The 20,737-nt window shown below is 66.8% G+C and carries 15 protein-coding genes and 2 tRNA genes; 5 read left to right on the top strand and 12 right to left on the bottom strand.

Translation table 11 applies throughout. The annotated features are described in order from the left end of the window. Window positions 1–12: 12 nt before the first annotated feature. The 3 genes from VLA96_11920 to VLA96_11910 form a co-directional block, all read right to left on the bottom strand. Complete coding sequence (locus tag VLA96_11920) at window positions 13–1,647, bottom strand: hypothetical protein (protein ID HSE49906.1); 1,635 nt, start codon at window positions 1,645–1,647, stop codon at window positions 13–15. Then, entirely contained in the window at window positions 1,647–1,907 is a 261-nt protein-coding gene (locus VLA96_11915) for a hypothetical protein (protein HSE49905.1), read from the bottom strand. Before VLA96_11915 ends, VLA96_11920 begins: the two co-directional genes overlap by 1 nt. A gap of 64 nt (window positions 1,908–1,971) precedes the next feature. Beyond that, a complete protein-coding gene (locus tag VLA96_11910) occupies window positions 1,972–2,766 on the bottom strand; it encodes a dienelactone hydrolase family protein (GenBank protein ID HSE49904.1) in 795 nt (264 codons plus the stop codon). A 166-nt stretch (window positions 2,767–2,932) separates the two neighbouring features. Between VLA96_11910 and VLA96_11905 the strand changes: the two genes are divergently transcribed. Together VLA96_11905 and VLA96_11900 are read left to right on the top strand one after the other, a co-directional pair. Continuing rightward, a complete protein-coding gene (locus VLA96_11905) occupies window positions 2,933–4,114 on the top strand; it encodes a pyridoxal phosphate-dependent aminotransferase (protein ID HSE49903.1) in 1,182 nt (393 codons plus the stop codon). Window positions 4,115–4,125: 11 nt separating this feature from the next. Further along, window positions 4,126–4,347, top strand: coding sequence for a hypothetical protein (locus VLA96_11900; GenBank protein ID HSE49902.1), 222 nt, complete (start codon window positions 4,126–4,128; stop codon window positions 4,345–4,347). A gap of 55 nt (window positions 4,348–4,402) precedes the next feature. Here VLA96_11900 and VLA96_11895 read toward each other — a convergent pair whose 3' ends face one another. Continuing rightward, on the bottom strand, window positions 4,403–5,197 hold the full coding sequence (locus VLA96_11895) for a class I SAM-dependent methyltransferase (GenBank protein HSE49901.1): 795 nt from the start codon (window positions 5,195–5,197) through the stop codon (window positions 4,403–4,405). A gap of 64 nt (window positions 5,198–5,261) precedes the next feature. Between VLA96_11895 and VLA96_11890 the strand changes: the two genes are divergently transcribed. Then, on the top strand, window positions 5,262–8,015 hold the full coding sequence (locus tag VLA96_11890) for a bifunctional acetate--CoA ligase family protein/GNAT family N-acetyltransferase (protein ID HSE49900.1): 2,754 nt from the start codon (window positions 5,262–5,264) through the stop codon (window positions 8,013–8,015). A gap of 68 nt (window positions 8,016–8,083) precedes the next feature. Continuing rightward, the gene (locus VLA96_11885; GenBank protein ID HSE49899.1) at window positions 8,084–10,411 is read left to right on the top strand and encodes a S9 family peptidase; all 2,328 of its coding nucleotides are present in this window, start codon (window positions 8,084–8,086) and stop codon (window positions 10,409–10,411) included. Between the two features lie 52 nt (window positions 10,412–10,463). Here the strand turns inward: VLA96_11885 and VLA96_11880 are convergent, their stop codons facing one another. The 8 genes from VLA96_11880 to VLA96_11845 form a co-directional block, all read right to left on the bottom strand. Next, a complete protein-coding gene (locus tag VLA96_11880) occupies window positions 10,464–14,027 on the bottom strand; it encodes a TonB-dependent receptor (GenBank protein ID HSE49898.1) in 3,564 nt (1,187 codons plus the stop codon). Between the two features lie 328 nt (window positions 14,028–14,355). Beyond that, window positions 14,356–15,102, bottom strand: a complete 747-nt coding sequence (locus VLA96_11875; GenBank protein ID HSE49897.1) for an SUMF1/EgtB/PvdO family nonheme iron enzyme — start codon at window positions 15,100–15,102, stop codon at window positions 14,356–14,358. Between the two features lie 31 nt (window positions 15,103–15,133). Further along, window positions 15,134–15,208: transfer RNA gene (locus VLA96_11870), tRNA-Cys, on the bottom strand. 169 nt (window positions 15,209–15,377) lie between these two features. Further along, window positions 15,378–15,452: transfer RNA gene (locus VLA96_11865), tRNA-Gly, on the bottom strand. A gap of 85 nt (window positions 15,453–15,537) precedes the next feature. Continuing rightward, window positions 15,538–17,427 carry an ABC transporter ATP-binding protein gene (locus tag VLA96_11860; GenBank protein ID HSE49896.1) on the bottom strand — a complete coding sequence of 630 codons (1,890 nt, stop codon included), beginning with the start codon at window positions 17,425–17,427 and terminating at the stop codon, window positions 15,538–15,540. Window positions 17,428–17,470: 43 nt separating this feature from the next. Next, complete coding sequence (locus tag VLA96_11855) at window positions 17,471–18,175, bottom strand: ABC transporter ATP-binding protein (GenBank protein HSE49895.1); 705 nt, start codon at window positions 18,173–18,175, stop codon at window positions 17,471–17,473. A gap of 118 nt (window positions 18,176–18,293) precedes the next feature. Continuing rightward, window positions 18,294–18,722 carry a response regulator gene (locus VLA96_11850; GenBank protein HSE49894.1) on the bottom strand — a complete coding sequence of 143 codons (429 nt, stop codon included), beginning with the start codon at window positions 18,720–18,722 and terminating at the stop codon, window positions 18,294–18,296. A gap of 234 nt (window positions 18,723–18,956) precedes the next feature. Continuing rightward, the gene (locus tag VLA96_11845; GenBank protein ID HSE49893.1) at window positions 18,957–19,895 is read right to left on the bottom strand and encodes a PhzF family phenazine biosynthesis protein; all 939 of its coding nucleotides are present in this window, start codon (window positions 19,893–19,895) and stop codon (window positions 18,957–18,959) included. A 113-nt stretch (window positions 19,896–20,008) separates the two neighbouring features. Here VLA96_11845 and VLA96_11840 point away from each other — a divergent pair, with 113 nt between their 5' ends. Further along, on the top strand, window positions 20,009–20,674 hold the full coding sequence (locus VLA96_11840) for a peroxiredoxin (protein ID HSE49892.1): 666 nt from the start codon (window positions 20,009–20,011) through the stop codon (window positions 20,672–20,674). The last annotated feature ends 63 nt before the right edge of the window (window positions 20,675–20,737 follow it).

Here is a 20,737-nt window from a genome sequence, read left to right as displayed (position 1 = left end):
CACGGAAGGGAACTACTTGGCCTCGCGCATGCGCGCGAGCTCCTTCTGCAGGGCTTCCGGCGAGACCGGACGCCCCAAAAACCGCCGCAGTAGGTCCGCCGTCTCCTGCTCCCGGCCCGTCTTCAGCAGGTTCTCCGACACCCAGCCGTACCACCGCCGGTTGCCGGTATCGAACGGACCGATCTGCTCACGGATGCGCGCGCGCAGGTCAGCCGTCAGCACCGAGCCCAGCCCGTAGTTCACCATGTAGCCCGGCAGGTGGACCAGTTGCACGCGCCACGCCCACCACGCGTACTCCGGATGCGGCACGATGTGCAGGTATTTGCTGGTGATCTCGGTCCAGACTTCGTTCGGGTCGGCGGAAGGCTCGCGCAGCATGCGCGCCTCGAACAGCGACCACGCCACGTCGAGCATCACGCCGGCGTAGGCGCCGCGTCGGCACGTCGCCACCGGCGCGCTCCGCCCGAGATACTTCTTCTGCCACGCCGGCTCGACCATGCTCCACGCCGGCACGTCGGCGAACGACTCCACGAACAGCGAGTCGCCCAGGTCCATGAACGCCGGGCTGGTACGCAGCGCAAGGAAATGCACCGCGTGGCCTTCCTCGTGGATCAGCTCGCCCAGCAGGCCGTATCCGCCGCGCGGATAACTCGCGGAAATCCTCACGACCGTCGACTGCCACTTCCCGCCGGCCATCCGGCCCATGCGCACGTAGTCCGTGTACGCCACCGGCGCCTTGCCGTCGCGCGGCTCGATGTCGTAGATCACGGTGCGAAGCGCGTCGCTCGCGCCCAGGTCGCGATAGAAGCGTGCGCTGACGTCGCGCATCTGCCCGCGAGGCGCCGTGCGGGCCAGCTCGCGGTCGCACTCGCCCGCCCAGTAGCGGTAGTCCCACGGCTCGATCGGCGTCGCGGGCGTGGACTGCCGCCACGTCTCCAGGATCTGCTCCAGCCAGCGCTCGACCTCCGCCGCCGTCACGCCCAGCGTCTTCGCGGCGGCGTCGATCTCCGAGCCCTTCTTCTGCGCGGCGTCGGCTGCTGCCAGCTTGATCAGCCGCCGGTACGGGCTATCCGGCTCGTTCTTCGCGTTGATCGCCTGCCACAGCGGTCCGTACGCCAGGAACATCTGCTTGCGGCGCTCGGCCTCGGGCATCGTGGTGAGCAGCTCGAACCCGGAGAGCCGGCTTTCCCGCTTGCCTTCGAACTCCAGATGATTGCCGACTTCGTCAAAGCAGGCGTAGAGCGCCTCGCGCAGCTGCTTGTAGTCGAGGCCGGCGCGCTGCGCGTCCTGGCAGTTGCCCGCGGGCGCGAGCGCCGGCGCGCCTTCGGCCGCGGCCGCTTCCACCGCTTCCTGCATCAGCTTCAGCCCGCGCCGCTCGCGAGCCGGTAGCTTCTCCTCCGGGACGGCCGGCAGGAGCTCCTGCATCTCCTTCAGCTTTGCTTTGCGGATCTCTTCCCACGCCTTGCGGTCTTTGCCGCCGTAGGTCGCGACGAATCCCGAATCGATGAAGCCGATGGCGCCCCGCGCGTCGACCAGGTCGGCGTAAGCTTCTTCGACCCTGGCGAGTGGCGACTCCTCCTGCCGGCGCCCCGCAGCGGCCGGCAGCGTCGCAAGAACCAGCGCCAGAAGAGAGAGAGTGCGACGCATCATTGGCCGCCGACGTCCAGTGTCAGCCCCCGCGAGCGCGCTTCCTGCTCCGGGACCTCCATCATCATGCTGTGAACCTGCAGAGCATTCGCCGGGAAGGAGCGCTTGCAGTGATGGCAAGCGTGCGCCAGCCGCCCGTCGCGCCGCACCGCCGCCGCCTGGTCTTTCTCGAACAGGCGGTAATACGCCTTCTGGTGGTTGCTCCGGCCGCAACCGATGCACTTGAACCAGAAGATGTCCACGTAGAACTTGGCGGTCATTTTCCTGGAAGGTCCTGGGAGATTTTCGGGGGACCCTCAGTGTAAACGCCGCCACCCGCCGCCGCTACATCTTCTTCAGCAGCGCCAGCCAGCGCTTCCACGCCGCGGCGCGCGCCGTCGTGTTCGCCGGGTTCGTGTTTGCCGGGTCTTCGCCCGCGCGCATGAAGCCGTGCCCCGCGCCCTCGTAGGTCACCGGCTCGTACTTCTTCTTCGCGTCCTTCATCGCCTTCTGGGTGTCCGGGATGGTCGCATTGATGCGCGCGTCGTTGCCGCCGTAGAAGCCGTACACCGGCGCCGTGATGTTCGCGAACTCCTTCGGCGGAGGCCCGTAAAAGACGAACGCGGCCTTCAAGTCCTTGCGGTTCGTTGCGAAGCGGAACGTCTGCCCGCCGCCCCAGCAGAACCCGCCGACGGCAAGCTTCCCGTTCGCTGCCGGCAGCTTCGTCACGTAGTCGGCCACCGCGTTCAGGTCCGCGGTGATCTGGTCGGGATCGAGTTTGCCGATGGCCGCGCGCCGTGCGTCCACGTCGGGGAAGGAATCGCTCCCGCCGCCGTTCGGCCCCGCGCCCGACAGCAGGTCCGGCGCGATGGCGATGTAGCCGTTCGCCGCCAGTTCGTCCGCCACCGTCCGCACCCAGTCGGTGAGCCCGAAGATCTCGTGGATCACGATCACCGCCGCCGCTTTCTGCTTCGCTTCCGGGTACACCACGAACGCCCGCACCGTGCGCGCGCCGTGTTTCACCTCGATCCACTCGCCGTGGCGCGGCGATTTCTCCAGTCTCTGTTTCGCCCAATCCTGCGCGAGCGCCGGCAGCGCGCTCATCGCCAGCAACACCAGCAACGCCATCGTTCGTTTCATAGCCTGGGAGTCTACCGCCGCCCGCGGAACGCTGACAAACGCATCGCCCGGCTTTGGCCCCGTGATTGCAATCACCTGCGGACGTGACTGTTCTCACTGCGCTTGCCCGCGATACGCGCCGATATTCAAGCTGGATACGACTCCTCCCCGGCCTCGGAGCGCTCTCATGAACATCGAATTTGCCGCTCGCATGGACGCCCTCGGCACCGAAACCGCCTTTGAAGTCCTGGCGCACGCCCGCCGTCTCGAGGCGCAAGGCAAGAACGTGATCCACCTCGAGATCGGCGAGCCCGATTTCGAGACCCCCGTCCACATCACCGAGGCCGCCATCCGCGCCCTGTACGACGGCTATACGCACTACACGCCCGCCGCCGGCCTCCTCGAGGCGCGCGCCGCCGTCGCCGAATATGTGTCACACACCCGTGGCATCACTGCCACACCCGAGGAGACTGTCCTCGTACCGGGCTCCAAGAACATCCTGCTCTACGCCGCGCTCTCGCTGGTGAACCCGGGCGACGAGGTCATCTATCCCGACCCCGGATATCCCATCTACGAATCGGTCGCGCGCTTCGTCGGCGCCACCCCCAAGCCCATCCGGCTGCGCGAGGAGAACGACTTCCGCTTCGACCTCGACGAGTTCCGCGCGCTGCTCTCGCCGCGCACCCGCCTCGTCATCCTCAACTCGCCGCACAATCCCTGCGGCTCCATCCTCGAGCGCTCCGACATCGAGGCCATCGCCGAAGCCGTGCTGCGCACCAAGGCCTTCGTGCTCTCCGACGAGATCTACAGCCGCATCCAGTACGACGGAGCGCCCTTCAGCATCCTCTCCGTACCCGGCATGCAGGAGCGCGCCATCCTCATGGACGGCCTCTCCAAGGCCTATGCCATGACCGGCTGGCGCCTCGGCTTCGGCGTCATGCCCGTCCCGCTCGCCGAGAAGATGGCCAAGCTCACCATCAACTCCAACTCCTGCGCCGTCGCCTTCGTCCAGATGGCCGCCATCGCCGCGCTGCTCGGCCCGCAAGACTCCGTGGACGAGATGGTCGCCGAGTTCCGCGCGCGCCGCGACCTCATCGTCGGCGAGCTCAACCGCATCGAGGGCGTGAGCTGCCGCATGCCCCGGGGCGCCTTCTACGCTTTCGCCAACGTCTCGCGCGTCACCGGCGACGCCAAGCAGCTCGCCAACCGCCTGCTCGACGAGGGCGGCGTCGCCTGCCTCGCCGGCACCGCGTTCGGTCCCGCCGGCAAGGGATACCTCCGCTTCTCGTACGCCAACAACCAGCAGAAGATCCTCGAGGGCATGCGCCGCATGCGCGAGGTCCTCAGCCGCCAGCTCGTCACCGCCTAAGGAGAAGATGCATGAGCACCGTCACCACTCGCCACCACCCCCGCACCGCCATCGAGCGCTCGCGCCACGGCTTCCGCGTCTCGCTGCCCAAGGGGAAGCGCAGCGTCAGCGTAGACCTCACGCGTAAGCAGGCGCTGGCGCTCGAGGAGCGTCTCAACGACGCGCTGCATCACAGCGAGCCGTACCCGCTGCGCGAAGACGAAGATCGCTGGCTCGATCCCCAGATCATGTAGGTCGGCGCTCCCCGGAGCGGCAAGACACGGAGGCCCCGGCCTCCGTGTCTTGGTTCTAGCCCGAGACTTGCCGCGCGCGATAGAGCGCGTACCGCTCCGTCCTCCCGATGCGCTCGAACACTTCCGCCTCCTCCAGCACGCGAGCGTTGATCGCGTTGTGATACAGGAGGAACACCGGCCGCGGCGCCGCGCGCCACGAGTCTTCCACTCGCCGCACGAGATCCGCGAGCGCCGCCTCCGGCAGCGGGTTGAAGAGATAGACCACCAGCGGCCCCTCCGGAATAGGGAAGTCCCGCGCGTCGCCCCGCACGGACTCGATCTCCCGCTCGCCGTGCCGCGCCTTCCACTGGCGGATGTTCTCTTTCGCCGACGCGTGCAGCTCCGGCACGATCTCCACGCCCACGATCCTTCGGAACGGATACTCCGCCGCCAAGAGCAGCGCGCGCCCCTTGCCGGACCCCACGTCGAGGAACGTGAACGCGCTCGCGTCGAGGGCGGGCGAGCGCACTATTTCGTGGAACTCCGCCGGCACCGTGGGCTGGTACGGCGCGCCGGCGAGCGCGGCCGCCAGCCGCGCTCGCCAACCGACGTTCGCCGCCGTCGTGTCCGCGCCGCTCTCGAAGTCGTAGTCCAGGTCGCCGTAGCGCGCTCGCGCGCGCTCCGGCGTCGAGTCGCGCACGAAGTACCACATGTCGCCGGCCAGCTCGCGCGTCGCGCGCCACGCTCCCGCGTGCCGCGCCGCCTCCCGCCACCGCCGCGCGGCGATCTCGAAGAGCGAACTCACGTGCTCATCGTAATCGCGAAACTCTTCGGTAGAGACGGCCTTCTGGCCGTCTCTGGTTCGCGTCACAGGAGACGCCCAGAAGGGCGTCTCTACCCTTGAACCTCGTTGCTACCTCGTAGATAGTGGACCTGTGAGTTTCCCCTCGCAGAAGCCGCGCCCCTCCAGCGACCCTTCCCACAATTTCCTGCGCTCCGAGAGCGCCTCGCCGCTCGACGCCATCTTCAAGCCCGAGAGCGTCGCCGTCATCGGCGCCACCGATCGCGAAGGCTCGGTCGGCCGCGCCGTCCTCACCAACCTCAAGAAGTCGTTCAAGGGACGCGTCTACGGCGTGAACCCCAGCCGCAAGGAAGTCCTCGGCGTCCCCTGCTTCCCGGATGTGAGGTCCGTCCCTGGGCCGCTCGACCAGGTCGTTGTCATCACCCCCGCGCCGACCGTGCCGGGCGTGATGCGCGAGTGCGTCGCCGCCGGCGTGCGCTCCGCCGTCATCATCACCGCCGGCTTCAAGGAGCACGGCGAAGCCGGCGCCGCGCTCGAGCGCGAGATCAAGCACATCATCCGCGGCACCGGGCTGCGCGTCATCGGGCCGAACTGCGTCGGCGTGATGAACCCGCTCCTCGGCCTGAACGCCACCTTCGCGCACGACATCGCGCGCCCCGGCAACGTTGCCTTCCTCAGCCAGAGCGGCGCGCTGCTGGTCGCCATCCTCGACTGGAGCCTGCGCGAACTCGTCGGCTTCAGCTCCTTCGTCTCCACCGGTTCCATGCTCGATGTCGGCTGGGGCGACCTTATCTACTACCTCGGCGACGACCCGCACACCCAGTCCATCCTCATCTACATGGAATCCATCGGCGACGCGCGCAGCTTCCTCTCGGCCGCGCGCGAGGTCGCGCTCGCCAAGCCCATCATCGTCATCAAGGCGGGCCGCACCGAGGCCGCCTCCAAGGCCGCCGCCTCCCACACCGGCTCGCTCACCGGCTCCGACGACGTGCTCGAAGCCGCCTTCCGCCGCTGCGGCGTCCTGCGCGTCAACTCCATCGCCGACCTCTTCTACATGGCGGAAGTCCTCGGCCGGCAGCCGCGCCCGCAGGGCCCGCGACTCACCATCGTCACCAACGCCGGCGGACCCGGCGTGCTCGCCACCGACGCCCTCATCTCCGGCGGAGGCGAGCTCACGCAGCTCGCCCCCGAGACCCTCGCCAAGCTCAACGAGTTCCTGCCGCCGCATTGGTCGCACGGCAATCCCATCGACATCCTCGGCGACGCCGGCCCCGAACGCTACGCCAGGACGCTCGAGATCGCCGCCCACGATCCCAACTCCGACGGCCTGCTCGCTGTCCTCATCCCGCAAGGCATGAACGACCTCTCGCTCACCGCCGAGCACGTCGCGAAGTACGCGCATATGTTCGGCAAGCCCATGCTCGCCTCGCTCATGGGCGGCGCCGCCACCGCCAAGAGCGAGGAGATGCTCAACCAGAAAGGCATCCCGACCTTCGCCTTTCCCGACACCGCCGCGCGCGCCTTCGACTACATGTGGCGCTACACCTACAACCTCCGCGGGCTCTACGAGACGCCCGTGCTCGCCGAAGAATCCGGCGCCGCCGCCGACCGCGTCGCCGCGGTAGGGAAGTTGCTCGGCGAAGCGCGCCACGCCGGCCGCACCATCCTCACCGAGTTCGAGTCCAAGCAGATCCTCGCGCTCTACGGCATCCCGACCGTCGAGACCTTCGTCGCGCAGTCCGCCGACGAAGCCGCGAAGCTCGCCGCCAGGCTCGGCTATCCGGTCGTCCTCAAGCTGCACTCGCTCACCGTCACGCACAAGACCGACGTCGGCGGCGTGCAGCTCAACCTCGCCGACGAGAAGGCGGTGCGAGCGGCGTTCAGGAAGATCGAGGACTCGGTCACCGCCAAGGCCGGCCGTGACGCCTTCCACGGCGTCGCGGTGCAGAAGATGATGAAGTTCGAAGGCTACGAGCTCATCGTCGGCAGCTCGCCCGACCCGCAGTTCGGCCCCGTCATCCTCTTCGGCGCCGGCGGCCAGCTCGTCGAGGTCTTTCAGGACCGCGCCCTCGCCTTGCCGCCGCTCAACACCACGCTCGCCCGCCGCCTCATGGACCAGACCCGCATCTTCAAGGCGCTCGGCGGCGTTCGCGGACGCAAGCCGGTGAACATTGCCGAGCTCGAGCGCCTGCTCGTCCTCTTCAGCTACCTCGTCGTCGAGCAGCCGTGGATCAAAGAGGTGGACATCAACCCGCTGCTCGCCTCCGCCGAGCGCCTCATCGCGCTCGACGCTCGCGTCGTCCTCCACCCGCCGCAAACGAAAGAAGAAGAGCTGCCCAGGCCCGCCGTCCGCTCCTACCCGGCCCAGTACGTCTCCACCTGGAAGATGAAGGACGGCGAGACCGTGACCATCCGCCCCATCCGGCCCGAGGACGAGCCGCTCATGGTCGAGTTCCACAAGACGCTCTCCGAACGCAGCATCTACCTGCGCTACTTCCACATGGCCAACCTCACCTGGCGCACCGCGCACGAGCGCCTGCAGCGCATCTGCTTCATCGACTACGACCGCGAGATGGCCCTGGTCGTCGAGCAGCGCGACCCCATCTCGGGCGCGCGCCGCCTGCTCGCCATCGGCCGCCTCAGCCGCCAGCACGCCACCAACGACGCCGAGTTCTCCGTGCTCGTTTCCGACCAGTTCCAGCGCCAGGGGCTCGGCACCGAGCTGCTCCGCCGCCTCATCCAGGTCGGCCGCGACGAGAAACTCGCCCGCATCACCGCCAACGTCCTGCCCGAGAACACCGAGATGCAGACCGTCCTCAAGCGCCTCGGCTTCGACGTCCACACCGCCGACGACGGCACCCTGCTCGCCGCCACCATCACGCTCTAATCGCCAATCGGCGATTGGCAATCGGCAATCCCCCTGACGTATAACTGTCCGTTTCCCAAGGAGCCGCCATGCGCTTCCGCCGTTTTGCCGCCGTCTCGCTCGTCTTCCTGCTCGCCACGCTCGCGCTCACGCAGCAGCCCGCCAGGCGCCTCATCACCGAAAAGGACATCTTCCGCTTCATCTGGGTCGCCGACCCGCAGCTGTCGCCCGCCGGCGACCGGGTCGCCTTCACCCGCGTCGTCGTCAACGACAAGGGCGACGGCTATGAGACCTCGCTCTGGTCGGTCGCGGCCGACGGCCAGTCCGAGCCCACGCGCCTCACCTCCGGCACGCGCGACGCGCAGCCGCGCTGGTCCCCCGACGGCAAGCGCCTCGCCTTCCTGCGCGCGCCCCTGAAAGACGGCAAGCCCGCCCCCGCGCAGCTCTTCGTCATGCCGCTCTCCGGCGGCGAGGCCTGGCAGCTCACCGACGTTCCCAACGGCGCCTCCGCGGCCGTCTGGTCGCCCGACGGCAAGCGCATCGCTTTCACTTCCGACACCAACGAGAAAGATCTCGCCAAGCAAAAGAAGGAGCGCGCCGCCCGCAAGACCGTCCAGGACGAGAAGAAGGAGGAGCCCGGCGAGAAGAAGCCCGGCTCCGAGACCGCGACCGGCGAAGGCTCCGCCAAGCCGCAGGAAGGCGCCACGCCCAAGCCGCCCGACGAATCGGACCGCGAGAGCGACGTGCGCACCATCACCCGCGCCATCTATCGCTTCAACGGCCCCGGCTACCTCGATCCCAAGCACGTCGACCATCTCTGGGTCGTCGACGTCCCCGAGTTCTCCGACAAGCCCGTCGACGCGAAGCAGCTCACCACCGGCAAGTACGACGAAGCCGAGCCGCTGTGGTCGCGCGACGGCTCCACCCTCTACTTCTCCACCACGCGCATCGACGAGCCCTACTACGAGACCGGCCAGACCGACCTCTACTCCATCCCCGCCGCCGGCGGCGAGATGAAGAAGGTCGCCGCCATCGACATGGACGTGAACAACTACTCGCTCTCGCCCGATGGCCGCCTGCTCGCCTTCAACGCATCGATCACCAAACCTGTCCAGTCCTACACGCAGCCCGATCTCTGGACGCTCGACCTCGCCACCGGCAAGCTCACCAATCTCACCGACAAGCTCGATTGGGACGTCGGTGGCGGCGTCTTCGGCGACAACGGCGCGCCGCGCGGTAACTCCGGCTCGCGCCCCATCTGGACCGCCGACGGCAAGGCCATCATCGAGCGCGTTGCCGACAAGGGCCGCGCCAACCTCATGCGCTTCCCGCTGGATGGCGGCGATCCCACACCCGTCACCAAGGGCGACCCGGCGGTCATGACCTATCGCGGCAACCCCGACGGCAGGCTCATCTTCATCCTGTCCTCACCCACCGCCATCGGCGACATCTGGATGCTCGACGGCGCCCAGACCCGCCAGCTCACCCATTTCAACCAGCCGCTCTTCTCGCAGTTGAATCTCACTGAGCCGGTCGAGATCTGGTACACCAGCTTCGACGGCAAGAAGATCCAGGCCTGGGTGCAGCGCCCGCCCGACTTCGACCCCGGCAAGAAGTATCCCCTCATCCTCAACATCCACGGCGGGCCGCACGCCGCCTACGGCTGGGTCTTCGACCACGAATTCCAGTGGATGGCCGCCAAGGGCTACCTCGTCCTCTATCCCAACCCGCGCGGCTCCACCTCCTACGGGCAGGATTTCGGCAACATCATCCAGTACAAGTATCCCGGCGACGACTACAAGGACCTGATGGCCGGCGTCGACGAAGTCATCAAGCGCGGCTGGGCCGACCCCGAGAAACTCGGCGTGACCGGTGGCTCCGGCGGCGGCGTGCTCACCAACTGGACCGTCACCCACACCAACCGCTTCAAGGCCGCGGTCTCGCAGCGCGACATCGCCGACTGGTCCAACTGGTGGTACACCGCCGACTTCACTCTCTTCCAGCCCGCGTGGTTCCGCCAGCCGCCCTTCCTCGATCCGCAGGACTACGCCAACCGCTCCGCCATCACCCACGTCACCAACATCCACACCCCCATCGCCTTCATCCTCGGCGAAGTGGACTGGCGCACGCCGCCCACCGCCGGCGGCGAGGTCCTGTTCCGCGCGCTCAAGTACCTCAAGCGCCCCACCGCGATGGTCCGCTTCCCCAACGAGTCGCACGAGCTCTCGCGCTCCGGACAGCCCTGGCACCGCGTCGAGCGCCTGCAAGCCATCGTCGGCTGGATGGACAAGTACATCCTGGGGAAGGACGTCGCGCAGTTCCGCGACGTCACCGGCCAGGACGTCAGCGTCCCGCCCGGCACCACCAAGCCGCCCGCGACGCCCAAGCCGAACACGAAGCCAAAAGGGAAGCAGTAGCAAAAAGTTCGGGGGAGCCTCGCGGCTCCCCCGAAGCGTCTTCGTTCCGAAGCTAGAAGGTCAGCTTCAGCCCGAGGCTGAGGTACCTGCGCTCATCGAACTCGTCGCCGAAGCCCCCGCGTTTCGCGGTGACCGAAGCGGGATCGCCGAAGCACAGCTGGTTGCACACGTCGGCGGTCGACCCGATGACGTACAGGTTGGAGTGGTTGAACAGGTTGAACGCGTCAGCGCGGAACTGCAGGTTGAACCGCTCGCCGATCTTGAAGTTCTTCGCGATCGCGAGGTCGGTGTTCCACAGTCCAGGGCCGCGGAATGCGTTGCGCTGCGTCATCTGCCCGGGATACAGGCAGGTGCGCACCGCGCCTTCGCCTACACCGCAGTCACCGAAGTCCGCCGTCCCCATCACGGGGTTGAAGTAGTTGAGCGTGTTCGCCGGATCGATGGTGATGTAGCTGAAGGAGTTCTGGTCCGCGGTCGCGTCCGTCAGCGTGTTCGTGTCATGCGCCGCGGCGTCGACCGCCGACAGCGGCATGTACCGCGGACACAGCTGGAAGCCCCACGTGCAGTCCCACAGCGTGAACGGCGTGCCCGTCTGTACCGAGATCACGGGCGAGACCGTCCAGCCGCTCAGCACGTACTTGCCCCACCACGTGTCGCTGTTCTTGAACCACGGCACGTCCCACACGCCGCTGAACACCCAGCGATGCCGGATGTCGAAATCGGCATGCCCTTTGTCCAGCGCCGGGTTGAATACGTCCACGAACCCCAGGTTGAAGTTGTTGGCCGACTCGCTGAACGTCGAGCTCAGGTTGTCGATGGCATGCGACCACGTGTAGTTCGAAGTGAACGTCCACCCCGAGTTGAACAGGTTCGTCGTCTGCAGCCGCACGTTGAGCCCGTGGTACTGCGAGAAGCCCGCGTCGCCACGGCGATTGAACCCGCTGTACTGGTCGTTCAACCGGCGCGTCGGGCAGTTGCCCACCCCGTAGCAGCTCGCCGACGGGATGAACTGGTCGGCCGGGTTGTCACCCAGGTAGATGACGCCCGCGCCGATCTTGTTCGGGTTCTCGATCGAGTACAGGTGCACGCCCTTCGAGCCGGTGTATTCCACTGCCAGCACCGTGTTCTTCGCCAGTTCCCGCTCGATGGCGAGACTCCAGAAGTGCGAGTACGCCGTGTTCAGGTCCTGCTTCGGTGCCCGCAGGCTGGTCTTCGGCAGGTCGGCCACGCCCAGCGGCGCGCCCAGCGGGCCGAAGTTGTTCACGCTGATCATGCAGGTCGGGATGCACACCGCATCCACTCCGCTGGTCAGCGACATCACCGCATAGTTCGGCGGGTTCTGGATCACGTTGAACGTCACGTTCCCGAAGTTCCGCTCGTACGCCATGCCGTAACCGCCCCGGAGCGAGGTCCTGCCGTCTCCGAAGATGTCCCAGGCAAAGCCGAAGCGCGGAGCGAAGTTGTTCCAGTCGGGTTCCCACAGCTCGCCGACCGGGTTGCCCGGATCGGTGATCGGGAATACCTGTCCGTTCCGCACCATCGCCGGATACGTGCTGCCGGCGCCGAGGTAGAAGTTCGAGTCCAGGCTCGGGTCGTTGCTGTGTTGCACACCGTAGTACTCCCACCGCATGCCCAGGTTCAGCGACAGGCGCGGGTGGATCTTCCACGTGTCCTGCGCGTACGCCGCGAAATCGTGGTAGCGATTCGCGCGGTCGAAGCGTGGCGACGACACCGGCAATACGACTTGGCACGCCGGCGACGAGATCACTGCTCCGAACGGGTCCGTCGGGCAGGGATAGTGGCCCTGCGGATCCACGGCGCCTTCGAACCGCACCAGTTCGCCCGCGATCAGCCGGTCGATGTACATGCCCGACGGCTCGCCCGTCAGCGACAAGTACTGCGACGACTCTTCGTACGCGCCGAACATCCGGTTGTCACGCGTGTGGATGTACTGCCCGCCGAACCGGAACTGGTGCGTGCCCTTGTTCCAGCTCACGTCCTGGTAGAACTGGTACAGGTTCTGCGGGCCGCCGAACGGGATGCCGCTGCCCGGCGAGAACGGCAGGTAGCCGGGGAGTGCCACGCGGTTGCCGCCGATGCGCGTCGTCCGGTCCCGCATGAACAACGTCGGGGTCGGCGCCGCGTTGATCGGCTGCACGTCGTTCAGCCGGTTGAAGATGAACTTCGACTGGCTGACCAGGTCGGGGTTCCAGATGTGCGTCAGGTTCACCAGCACGTTGTTGTTGAAGATGCTCTCGCCCGTGTCGAACCCGCCGTACGGGCTGTTCGACACGCTGCCCGGGAACAGGCTCAGGCTCTGCAGCGCGTAACGGCCGTACATCGTCGTCTTGTCCGTGATGTTGAAGTCGACCCGCGCCACCGTCTGGTACTGGTTCTGCGGATCGCCACCGCCCGCGTTGGACGGCACCGTGAACGCCACCGTGTCGAACGGGACCGAGTTTCCCAGCGCGCAGGTGTCCGTCACCGGGTCATACGACGTGCCGCACACCTGCACGTCGTTGTGCACCACCTTCAGCCCCGGCCGCAGCGCGCCGTACGCCGTGAAGAACGCCGCTGTCTCGGGCGCGACCGCCCCCGAGGTGATGAACGTCGGGTCCGGCACCACGACTTGCTGCACCGCCGAGCTCCGCACCCGGATCCATTCCGTCGAGTTGAAGAAGAACAGCTTGTCCTTCCAGATCGGCCCGCCCACGCTGTAGCCGAACTGGTTGCGCACGTAGTTCGGCTTGTAACCGGCGCAGTCCGCGTCGCCAAAGTTCGCGCACGTCGGATGTCCGATCGGGTCCGCCACGAACCCCTGGTGGTCCACTGACATGATGGCGTTGTTGTCGTACGTGTTCGAGGTCAGCCCGGCTCCGCGATACGTCCAGAAAACGCCGCCGTGGAAGTTGTTCGTGCCCTGCCGCGTCGCCACGTTCACCACTCCGCCCGAGGCACGTCCGTACTCCGCCGAGAAGTTGCTCGTGATCACGCGGAACTCGCTCACCGCATCCAGCGGCACCAATTGCCCGATGCTCGCGGTGAACAGGTCCACGTTCTCCCCGCCATCCAGCAGGATGTCGGTCGAGGCCGCGCGCTGCCCGTTGATCGAGTAGCCCGCGCCCCGGATGGTCGACCCTTGCGCATCCGACGTGACGTTGCCGGCCGTCCCGATCAACGTGTACGGATTGCGGTTGAACGTCGGTAACTCCGCGATCTGCTGCCGCCCGATCACCTGTGACAGCTCCTGCGTCGTGACTTCCACCTGCGTGCCGCCGGTCGCGCTCACCACCTCGACGATTGCCTCGCCGCCCGCCACGCGCAGCGTCAGGTCGAGCGTGTTCCGTGACCCGACCGTGACCGCCACTTGCTTCTTCAGCGCTTGGAAGCCCTGCGCTTCCACCGTCACTTCATACGGCGCCGGTGGAAGCATGGTGAAGGTGTACAGGCCATTCTCGTTGGTCGTCGCACTGCGCACCGCCGCGGTGTTCAGGTTCTTCACCGTCACGGTCGCGTTGGTGACGACCGCGCCTTGCGGGTCGGTCACCGTGCCGGCCACTTGCCCGGTCTCGGCTTGGCCAAACGCCAGGCCGCTGACCACCAGCAAGAAGGTCATTAACAGAAGAGGACGTAAATGATTTCGGTCCATCGTCACTCCAGTATTCAATGGTTGAGTTTCATTTTGGGCCCGTGCTCCGGGGGAGAGGACTCCTGCGGGGCAATTCGATACCGCAAGCAGCGGGCCACAACCCATCGCTGCCTTTTCAGTCGCTTGCGTCGCTGCCTGGGCGCAACTCTCCCACGAAGCGGAGATTCGCAGCGCTCATCTACTGATTGACATAGTGATATCGTGCAACGATTCGTTGTGATATTCGTCACAACAGCGCGCAGTGCAGTGAGAAGTATCACAACGCCGGCTAGGTGCGCCGCGCGACTCGCCGGCTTCAGCCGGCGACGCCGCTGTCGCACGCCACGCGAAACCCGTAGTCCGCGTACTGCATCCCCGGCGGGATGCTCGACCGCGTGTGGCAGTGCGACGTCTTCACGTGATGCCGCCACGAGCCGCCGCGTGAGGCCCGACGCGTCCCGCTTTCCGGCCCCTTCGGATTCCGCTCCGGCGAATGCGCGTAGTACTCCGCGCCGTACCAGTCCGCGCACCACTCGTGCACGTTCTCGCACATCTCATGCAGCCCGAAGCCGTTCTTTGGGGAATCGCCCACCGGCTCCGGCCCGCTGCGCCAGCGCGCGCTGTAGCCGGGCAACGACTGCGGCGGCTCATCGCCCCAGGGAAACAGCTCGCCCTCGCGCCCGCCCCGCGCCGCACGCTCCCATTCGGCCTCTGTCGGCAGGCGATATTGTCGAATGACGCCCCGGCCGCTCTTCGCCGCCAGCCATTCGCAGTACGCCACGGCCTCAAACCATGACACTCCCACCACGGGCTGACGCGGCCCGCTGAACTCCGGCTTGTCCATGAATGGAGGCGCCGCCGCCCCCGTGCTTCCGAGAAACCGAGCGTACTCCGCGTTCGTCACTTGGCAGCTCGCCAGCAGGAACGCGTCCACCCACACCCGATGCGGCGGCCGCTCGCAGTCCAGTCCCTTCGCGTGCCCCATCGTGAACCACCCCGCGGGGATCGGGACGAGCGTCGGTTCTGTGAACAGCGAAGTCGTTGGCAGGGCGGGTGCTGTCATGCGTGCCTGCGAAGACACGTTGGACGAAGGTTGGAGGCGCGGGGCGGAATCGAACCGCCGAATAGAGGTTTTGCAGACCTCGGCCTTACCACTTGGCTACCGCGCCCTTTATGAAGGAACGAAACCCTCGCTTGCGCGAGGGCAGAGCCAGTACATCGGGTGAAGCGTTTGCGCGCGCCTGGCATCGCGCGAAGCAAACGCGAGGGGCGACGCAGCCGAGCCAAGTCCGCCATGGCGGACTCGGCGAGTAGCGTTGCGGCGACCCTAAAGAAAGATGGAGCGGGAGACGGGATTTGAACCCGCGACTTCGACCTTGGCAAGGTCGCACTCTACCACTGAGTTACTCCCGCTCTTTTGGGAACCTTGTGATTATAACGAAGCGCGCCGCGCTCCGGCAAACCCGCGGTTTTGCCTGCTTTGCGGCACTCCCGGGGCCTAACTTCCCCGGATGATGCGCAGCGGATCGATCGCCGTCTCGCGCGCTCCGCCCGCCGCCGCCTCCTCCTCCACCGTGTCACCCTCGCCCGGCGCCAGAAACAGGTTCGCCTCCAGCCCGTGCTGCTTGTCGTAGAGTTCGCGATAGCGGCCGCCGGCGGCATACAGTTGCTCGTGCCTGCCGCGTTCCACGATCCTGCCTGACTCCACCACCAGGATCTGGTCCGCCCGACGGATGGTCGAGAGCCGGTGCGCGATCACGAACGTCGTCCGCCCCTTCATCAGGTACGCCAGGCCTTCCTGGATGAGCTGCTCCGACTCCGAGTCCAGGCTCGACGTCGCTTCATCCAGGATCAGGATGCGCGGGTCGGCCAGCACCGCGCGTGCGATCGAGACGCGCTGCCGCTGCCCGCCCGACAACTTCACGCCGCGCTCCCCGATGATGGTGTCGTAGCCGTTGGGGAAGCGCTCCGCGAACTCGTCGACGCGCGCGATGCGGCACGCGCGCAGCACGTCTTCCTCCGTCGCCTCCGGCTTCGAGAAACGAATGTTCTCCCGGATCGTCCCATCGAACAGGAACGAGTCCTGCAGCACCACGCCGAGGTGCGTGCGATAGGACTCCAGCCGCACCGTCGCCAGGTCGGTGCCGTCCACCAGCACCTGCCCCGCCAGCGGCACGTGGAACGCCGCCACCAGCCCGATGATGGTCGATTTCCCCGAGCCCGACGACCCTACCAGCGCCGTCACCGTCCCCGGGTTCGAGACGAACGAGACCTCCTGCAGCACCGGCTTGCCCTGGTCGTATTCGAACACCACCTCGCGGAACTCGATGCGCCCTTCGATCCCCGGCAGCGAGACCACGCGCCGCGGGTCCGTGTCTTCTGGCTTCTCGTTGAGCAGCTCGCGCGTCCGCTCCAGCCCGGCGACCGCCTCGGTGATCTGCGTGCCCACGTTGACCACGCCGAACAGCGGCACCGCCATGAACCCGAGCAGCATGATGTAGGTCAGCAGCTGGCCCGGCGTCATCGTGCCCGCCAGCCCCTGGCGCGCGCCGAAGTACATCACCGCCGCCCCGATCACCCCGATCAGCACGCTCGAGGAGAGCGTCATGATCGAGACCGCGGTCAGCGTCTTCAGCACGTTGTCGAGCAGCCGCTGCACGCCCGCGCCGAACACGCCGTGCTCCCGCTCCTCCGCGTGATACCCCTTCACCACGCGCACGCCGCCCAGCGACTCGGTCAGCCGCCCCGTCACCTCGGCGTTGATCTTGCCCCGCTCGCGGAAGATCGGCCGCATCGTCCCGAACGCCTTTGCCAGCGCGAGCGCGAAGATCGCCATGAAGACCAGCGCGAACGACGTCATCCGCGCGCTCAGTTGCATCAGCATGACCAGCGCGATGGCCGCGGTGACCAGCCCCCCGATGAAATCCACCAGCCCCGTGCCGATCAGGTTCCGCACGCCCTCCACGTCCGTCATGATGCGCGACACCAGCACGCCGCTCTTGTTCGAGTCGTAGTAGGCCACCGGCAGCCGCCCCACGTGGTGCTGCACCTTCAGCCGCAGCTCCGCGATCAGTCGCTGCGCCGCCTTCGACAGCGTCTGCGTCAGCGTGTACGACGTGATGCCCTGGATCACCGTCGCCAGCAGCACCACGCCCACGATCGGCCCCAGCAGCTGCTGCTGCCGGTGGATCACCACGTTGTCCACCACGTAGCGCATCGAGTACGGCAGCACCAGCCCCGCCACGCGGTTGATCACCATCAGCACGAAGCCCATCGCGAGCAGCCCTTTGCGCGGCGCCATCAGCGCCCAGATCTCGGGCAGGGCGGCGCGCCAGCTCACTTTGGGTTTCTTGGGCTTGGCAGGCTGCGGGATGGCGGAGCTGCTCATCGGAGTTCGATGTTCCTGGAGGGCCAGCGGGTGCGGATCTTGCCTAGTGGTGGACCCACTGCGGGTCCTCTTCCGGCTTCACGATCGAACCGTCGCGCATGTGGATGATCCGGTCGCCCACGGTCGCGGCCTCCGGGTTGTGCGTGATCATCAGCACCGTCTGCCCCAGCTCCTGGTTCGACTGCCGCAACATCTTCAGCACCACGTCGGAGTTCTTCGAGTCCAGGTTCCCGGTCGGCTCGTCTGCCAGGATGATCGCCGGCCGGTTGATGAGCGCGCGCGCCAGCGCCACCCGCTGCTGCTCGCCCCCGCTCAGTTCGCTCGGCCGGTGGTCCAGCCGCCCCGTCAGCCCCAGCATCTCCAGGATCTTATCGAGATACTTCTGGTCCAGTTCGCCGTTGCCGCCCGCGATGTCGTGCGCGATCTGGATGTTCGCGCGCGCGTCCAGCGTCGGCAGCAGGTTGAACTTCTGGAAGACGAACCCGATGCGCCGCTTCCGCAGCCGCGTCCGCTCCGCGTCGGAGAGCTGCGCGAAATCCTCGCCGTCGATGATGACCTTCCCCGTGGTCGCCCGCGTCAGCCCGCCCAGCAGGTAGAACAGCGTGGACTTGCCCGACCCCGACGGCCCCACGATCGAGACGAACTCCCCGCGCTCCACCGCGAACGTCACCCCGCGCAGCGCCGGCACCTCCACCTTGCCCACGCGGTACACCTTCGTCACGTTCTCGGTCTGGATGATGGCAGGCATCGGAAACTACAGAGTTTACACGACCAAACCCAACGGAGTTGTGGCGCCCTCGCCCCGAGCGCGCACAACAAAGGCCGCCCTCTCGGACGGCCATCCTTGACCCCAGCCCCAGACTCCTCTACGCGCTCGCGATCCTCCGCGGCTGCACCGCCGCCTGCACCCGGGCCACGCCCTTCTTCGGCCCGCGCTTCCGCACCAGCAGCAGCCGGATGCGCTCCAGCAGCTCCGCCGGCGCGTACATCCCCTTTGGCAGGAAGATGTCGGCGCGCGTGTCGCGCTCGTACACCTTGATCTTCCCCGAGAACAGGATCGCCGGCGTCTCCGGCGAGAGCGTCTTCACCCGCTCGATCAGCTCGGTGCCGTCCAGGTCGGGCATCACCAGGTCGCTCAGCACCAGGTCGATGCCGCCGCGCTCGAACACCGCCAGCGCCTCCCGCCCGTTCGCGCACGTCACCACCCGGTATCCCCGCGTTTCCAGCATCACTTTTCGGATGGAGAGGGATTGTTCGTTGTCATCGACGCAGAGGATCGTCCTCTTCGGCTTCATGTGGTTCTGTCCCCTTATGCTCGAAGGAAGGCCGCGCCGTGGAAGGACGCTGAACCTGCTTATCGTGTGATTGTTTGATTCGTCAGAGCGAAAAACGTTCGCGCATCCTACTGTCGGCAACAGTAGCTGTAAAGTGACGGAAAAGCTAATAGGTGATTGTCCTATGCGGACGATTTATTTTCTTGGCACCCTGCGTGTGCGTTCGCGGATTTCGCGCCTCATCCGCTGTGCGTCTCAGAGGAAAACCTCACCTTGCATCACTTCTACGACAGTGCCGCCCACGCGCACGTTGACGACGCGGTCACCTTCTGTGGATTTTCCCGCGCGCACGTACATGTGCGACGTCCGCTTCATCTCCACGCCCTGCTCGATCAGCACCTGCTCATCCGGCTTCGCCACGCCGTGCCGCACCATCCACGCCGCGCAGCAGCCCGCCGCCGACCCCGTCGCCGGGTCCTCGCCGTTGTAGAAGATCATCCGCGCCCGCATCTTCGGCCGCGCCCCGTCCACGCCGCCCGGCGTCACGAAGTACAGGAACTTCGCGTCCGTCCGCCCCAAGTACCCGTCCGCCTTCTTCCAATCCAGCGAGACCTTTCCCAGCGCCTCCACCGACTTCACCGGCACGATCGCGAACGGCAGCCCGGTCGACACCGTCTGGATCGGCAGCCCGCGCTCCAGGTCCGCCACCTCCAGCCCCGCCACCGGCGCTACGTCCTCTGGTTTCAGCACGTTGCCGAACTCCGGCTCCGGTTGCGTCATCTCCCCGAACAGCATCCCTTCCTGGAAGCTGAACTCCACCGGCACCTTGCCGACCTTCAGGTCGAGCTCGATCCTGTTCTCGTGACCGTACACGCGGAACTTGCCGCTCGCTTCTCCCGCGCGCCGGTCCGGCCCGTGCAGCGCGAACGCCGTCCCCAGCGTCGGATGTCCCGCGAACGGCAGCTCCTCCGCCACCGTGAAGATGCGCGTCTTGATCCCGTGCTGCCGCTCGGTCGCGAAGTCCCGCGGGAACACGAACGTCGTCTCCGACAGGTTCATCTCCCGCGCCAGCAACTGCATGTCGGCGTCCGAGAGCCCGCGCGCGTCCGTGATGACCGCGAGCTGGTTCCCCTGCAATGGTTGGGCGGTGAACACGTCGAGCTGGCGGAAGGGAAAACGGCGCTCGTACGACACGGGTGTGCCTCCTGGGAGCCGATTGACCGCGTGGAAAGCTGCCGCGTATTCTAAATCCTCTTCCTGCATCGCCCGCCAGCCCGCCGTATCCAATGGGCGAAAGGACATTTGCCATGGAACCTCTTCGCATGCCCCGCATCAACGAGCCCGCCCCCGACTTCGAGGCCAAGACCACGCACGGCGTGCTGCGCCTCAGCGATTTCACCGGCAAGGGGAAGTGGGTCGTCCTGTTCTCGCACCCCGCGGACTTCACCCCCGTCTGCACCACCGAGTTCGTCGAGTTCGCCCGCCGCTCCGCCGACTTCGAGCGCCGCAACGTGCAGCTCATCGGCAACTCCATCGACAGCGTCTACTCGCACATCGCCTGGGTGCGCGACATCGAGCAGAAGTTCGCCGTCAAGGTCACCTTCCCGGTCGTCGCCGACCTCGACCAGAAAGTGGCCCGCGCCTTCGGCATGGTGCATGAGGCCGTCTCTGATACCGCCGCGGTCCGCGCTGTCTTCGTCATCGACCCTAAGCAGACCGTGCGCGCGCTCATCTATTACCCGCTCTCGCTCGGCCGCAACGTCGACGAGATCGTGCGCATCGTCGACGCGCTCCAGACCGCCGACGCCAACGCCTGCGCCACGCCCGCCAACTGGAAGCCGGGCGAGCCCGTCATCGTGCCCGCCCCCGTCACGCAGCAGGCCGCCGCCGAACGCGCCGCCGCCGCCGGCGGCCTCGACGTGAAAGATTGGTACTTCAGTAAGAAGTCCTTGGCTGAGGCTGCGAAGAAGTGAGTGTCGGGCATCGTTCGGCTACTCGTTACTCGCAACTCGGTACTCAAACGGGTGAGCGCGAAG

Source organism: Terriglobales bacterium, from assembly GCA_035457425.1.
In the GTDB taxonomy this organism is placed as follows: Bacteria; Acidobacteriota; Terriglobia; order Terriglobales; family Acidobacteriaceae; genus JACPNR01.
The sequence above is the reverse complement of the archived record's forward strand: the minus strand, read 5'-3'. Positions and strand labels throughout refer to the sequence as shown.

Bases quoted from the DNA above. Each gene is read 5' to 3' on its own strand.
- VLA96_11915 (HSE49905.1), bottom strand. From the start codon at position 1,907: ATGACCGCCAAGTTCTACGTGGACATCTTCTGGTTCAAGTGCATCGGT.
- VLA96_11855 (HSE49895.1), bottom strand. From the start codon at position 18,175: ATGCCTGCCATCATCCAGACCGAGAACGTGACGAAGGTGTACCGCGTG.
- VLA96_11880 (HSE49898.1), bottom strand. From the start codon at position 14,027: ATGACCTTCTTGCTGGTGGTCAGCGGCCTGGCGTTTGGCCAAGCCGAG.
- VLA96_11850 (HSE49894.1), bottom strand. From the start codon at position 18,722: ATGAAGCCGAAGAGGACGATCCTCTGCGTCGATGACAACGAACAATCC.
- VLA96_11840 (HSE49892.1), top strand. From the start codon at position 20,009: ATGGAACCTCTTCGCATGCCCCGCATCAACGAGCCCGCCCCCGACTTC.
- VLA96_11885 (HSE49899.1), top strand. From the start codon at position 8,084: ATGCGCTTCCGCCGTTTTGCCGCCGTCTCGCTCGTCTTCCTGCTCGCC.
- VLA96_11920 (HSE49906.1), bottom strand. From the start codon at position 1,647: ATGCGTCGCACTCTCTCTCTTCTGGCGCTGGTTCTTGCGACGCTGCCG.
- VLA96_11875 (HSE49897.1), bottom strand. From the start codon at position 15,102: ATGACAGCACCCGCCCTGCCAACGACTTCGCTGTTCACAGAACCGACG.
- VLA96_11900 (HSE49902.1), top strand. From the start codon at position 4,126: ATGAGCACCGTCACCACTCGCCACCACCCCCGCACCGCCATCGAGCGC.
- VLA96_11860 (HSE49896.1), bottom strand. From the start codon at position 17,427: ATGAGCAGCTCCGCCATCCCGCAGCCTGCCAAGCCCAAGAAACCCAAA.
- VLA96_11905 (HSE49903.1), top strand. From the start codon at position 2,933: ATGAACATCGAATTTGCCGCTCGCATGGACGCCCTCGGCACCGAAACC.
- VLA96_11910 (HSE49904.1), bottom strand. From the start codon at position 2,766: ATGAAACGAACGATGGCGTTGCTGGTGTTGCTGGCGATGAGCGCGCTG.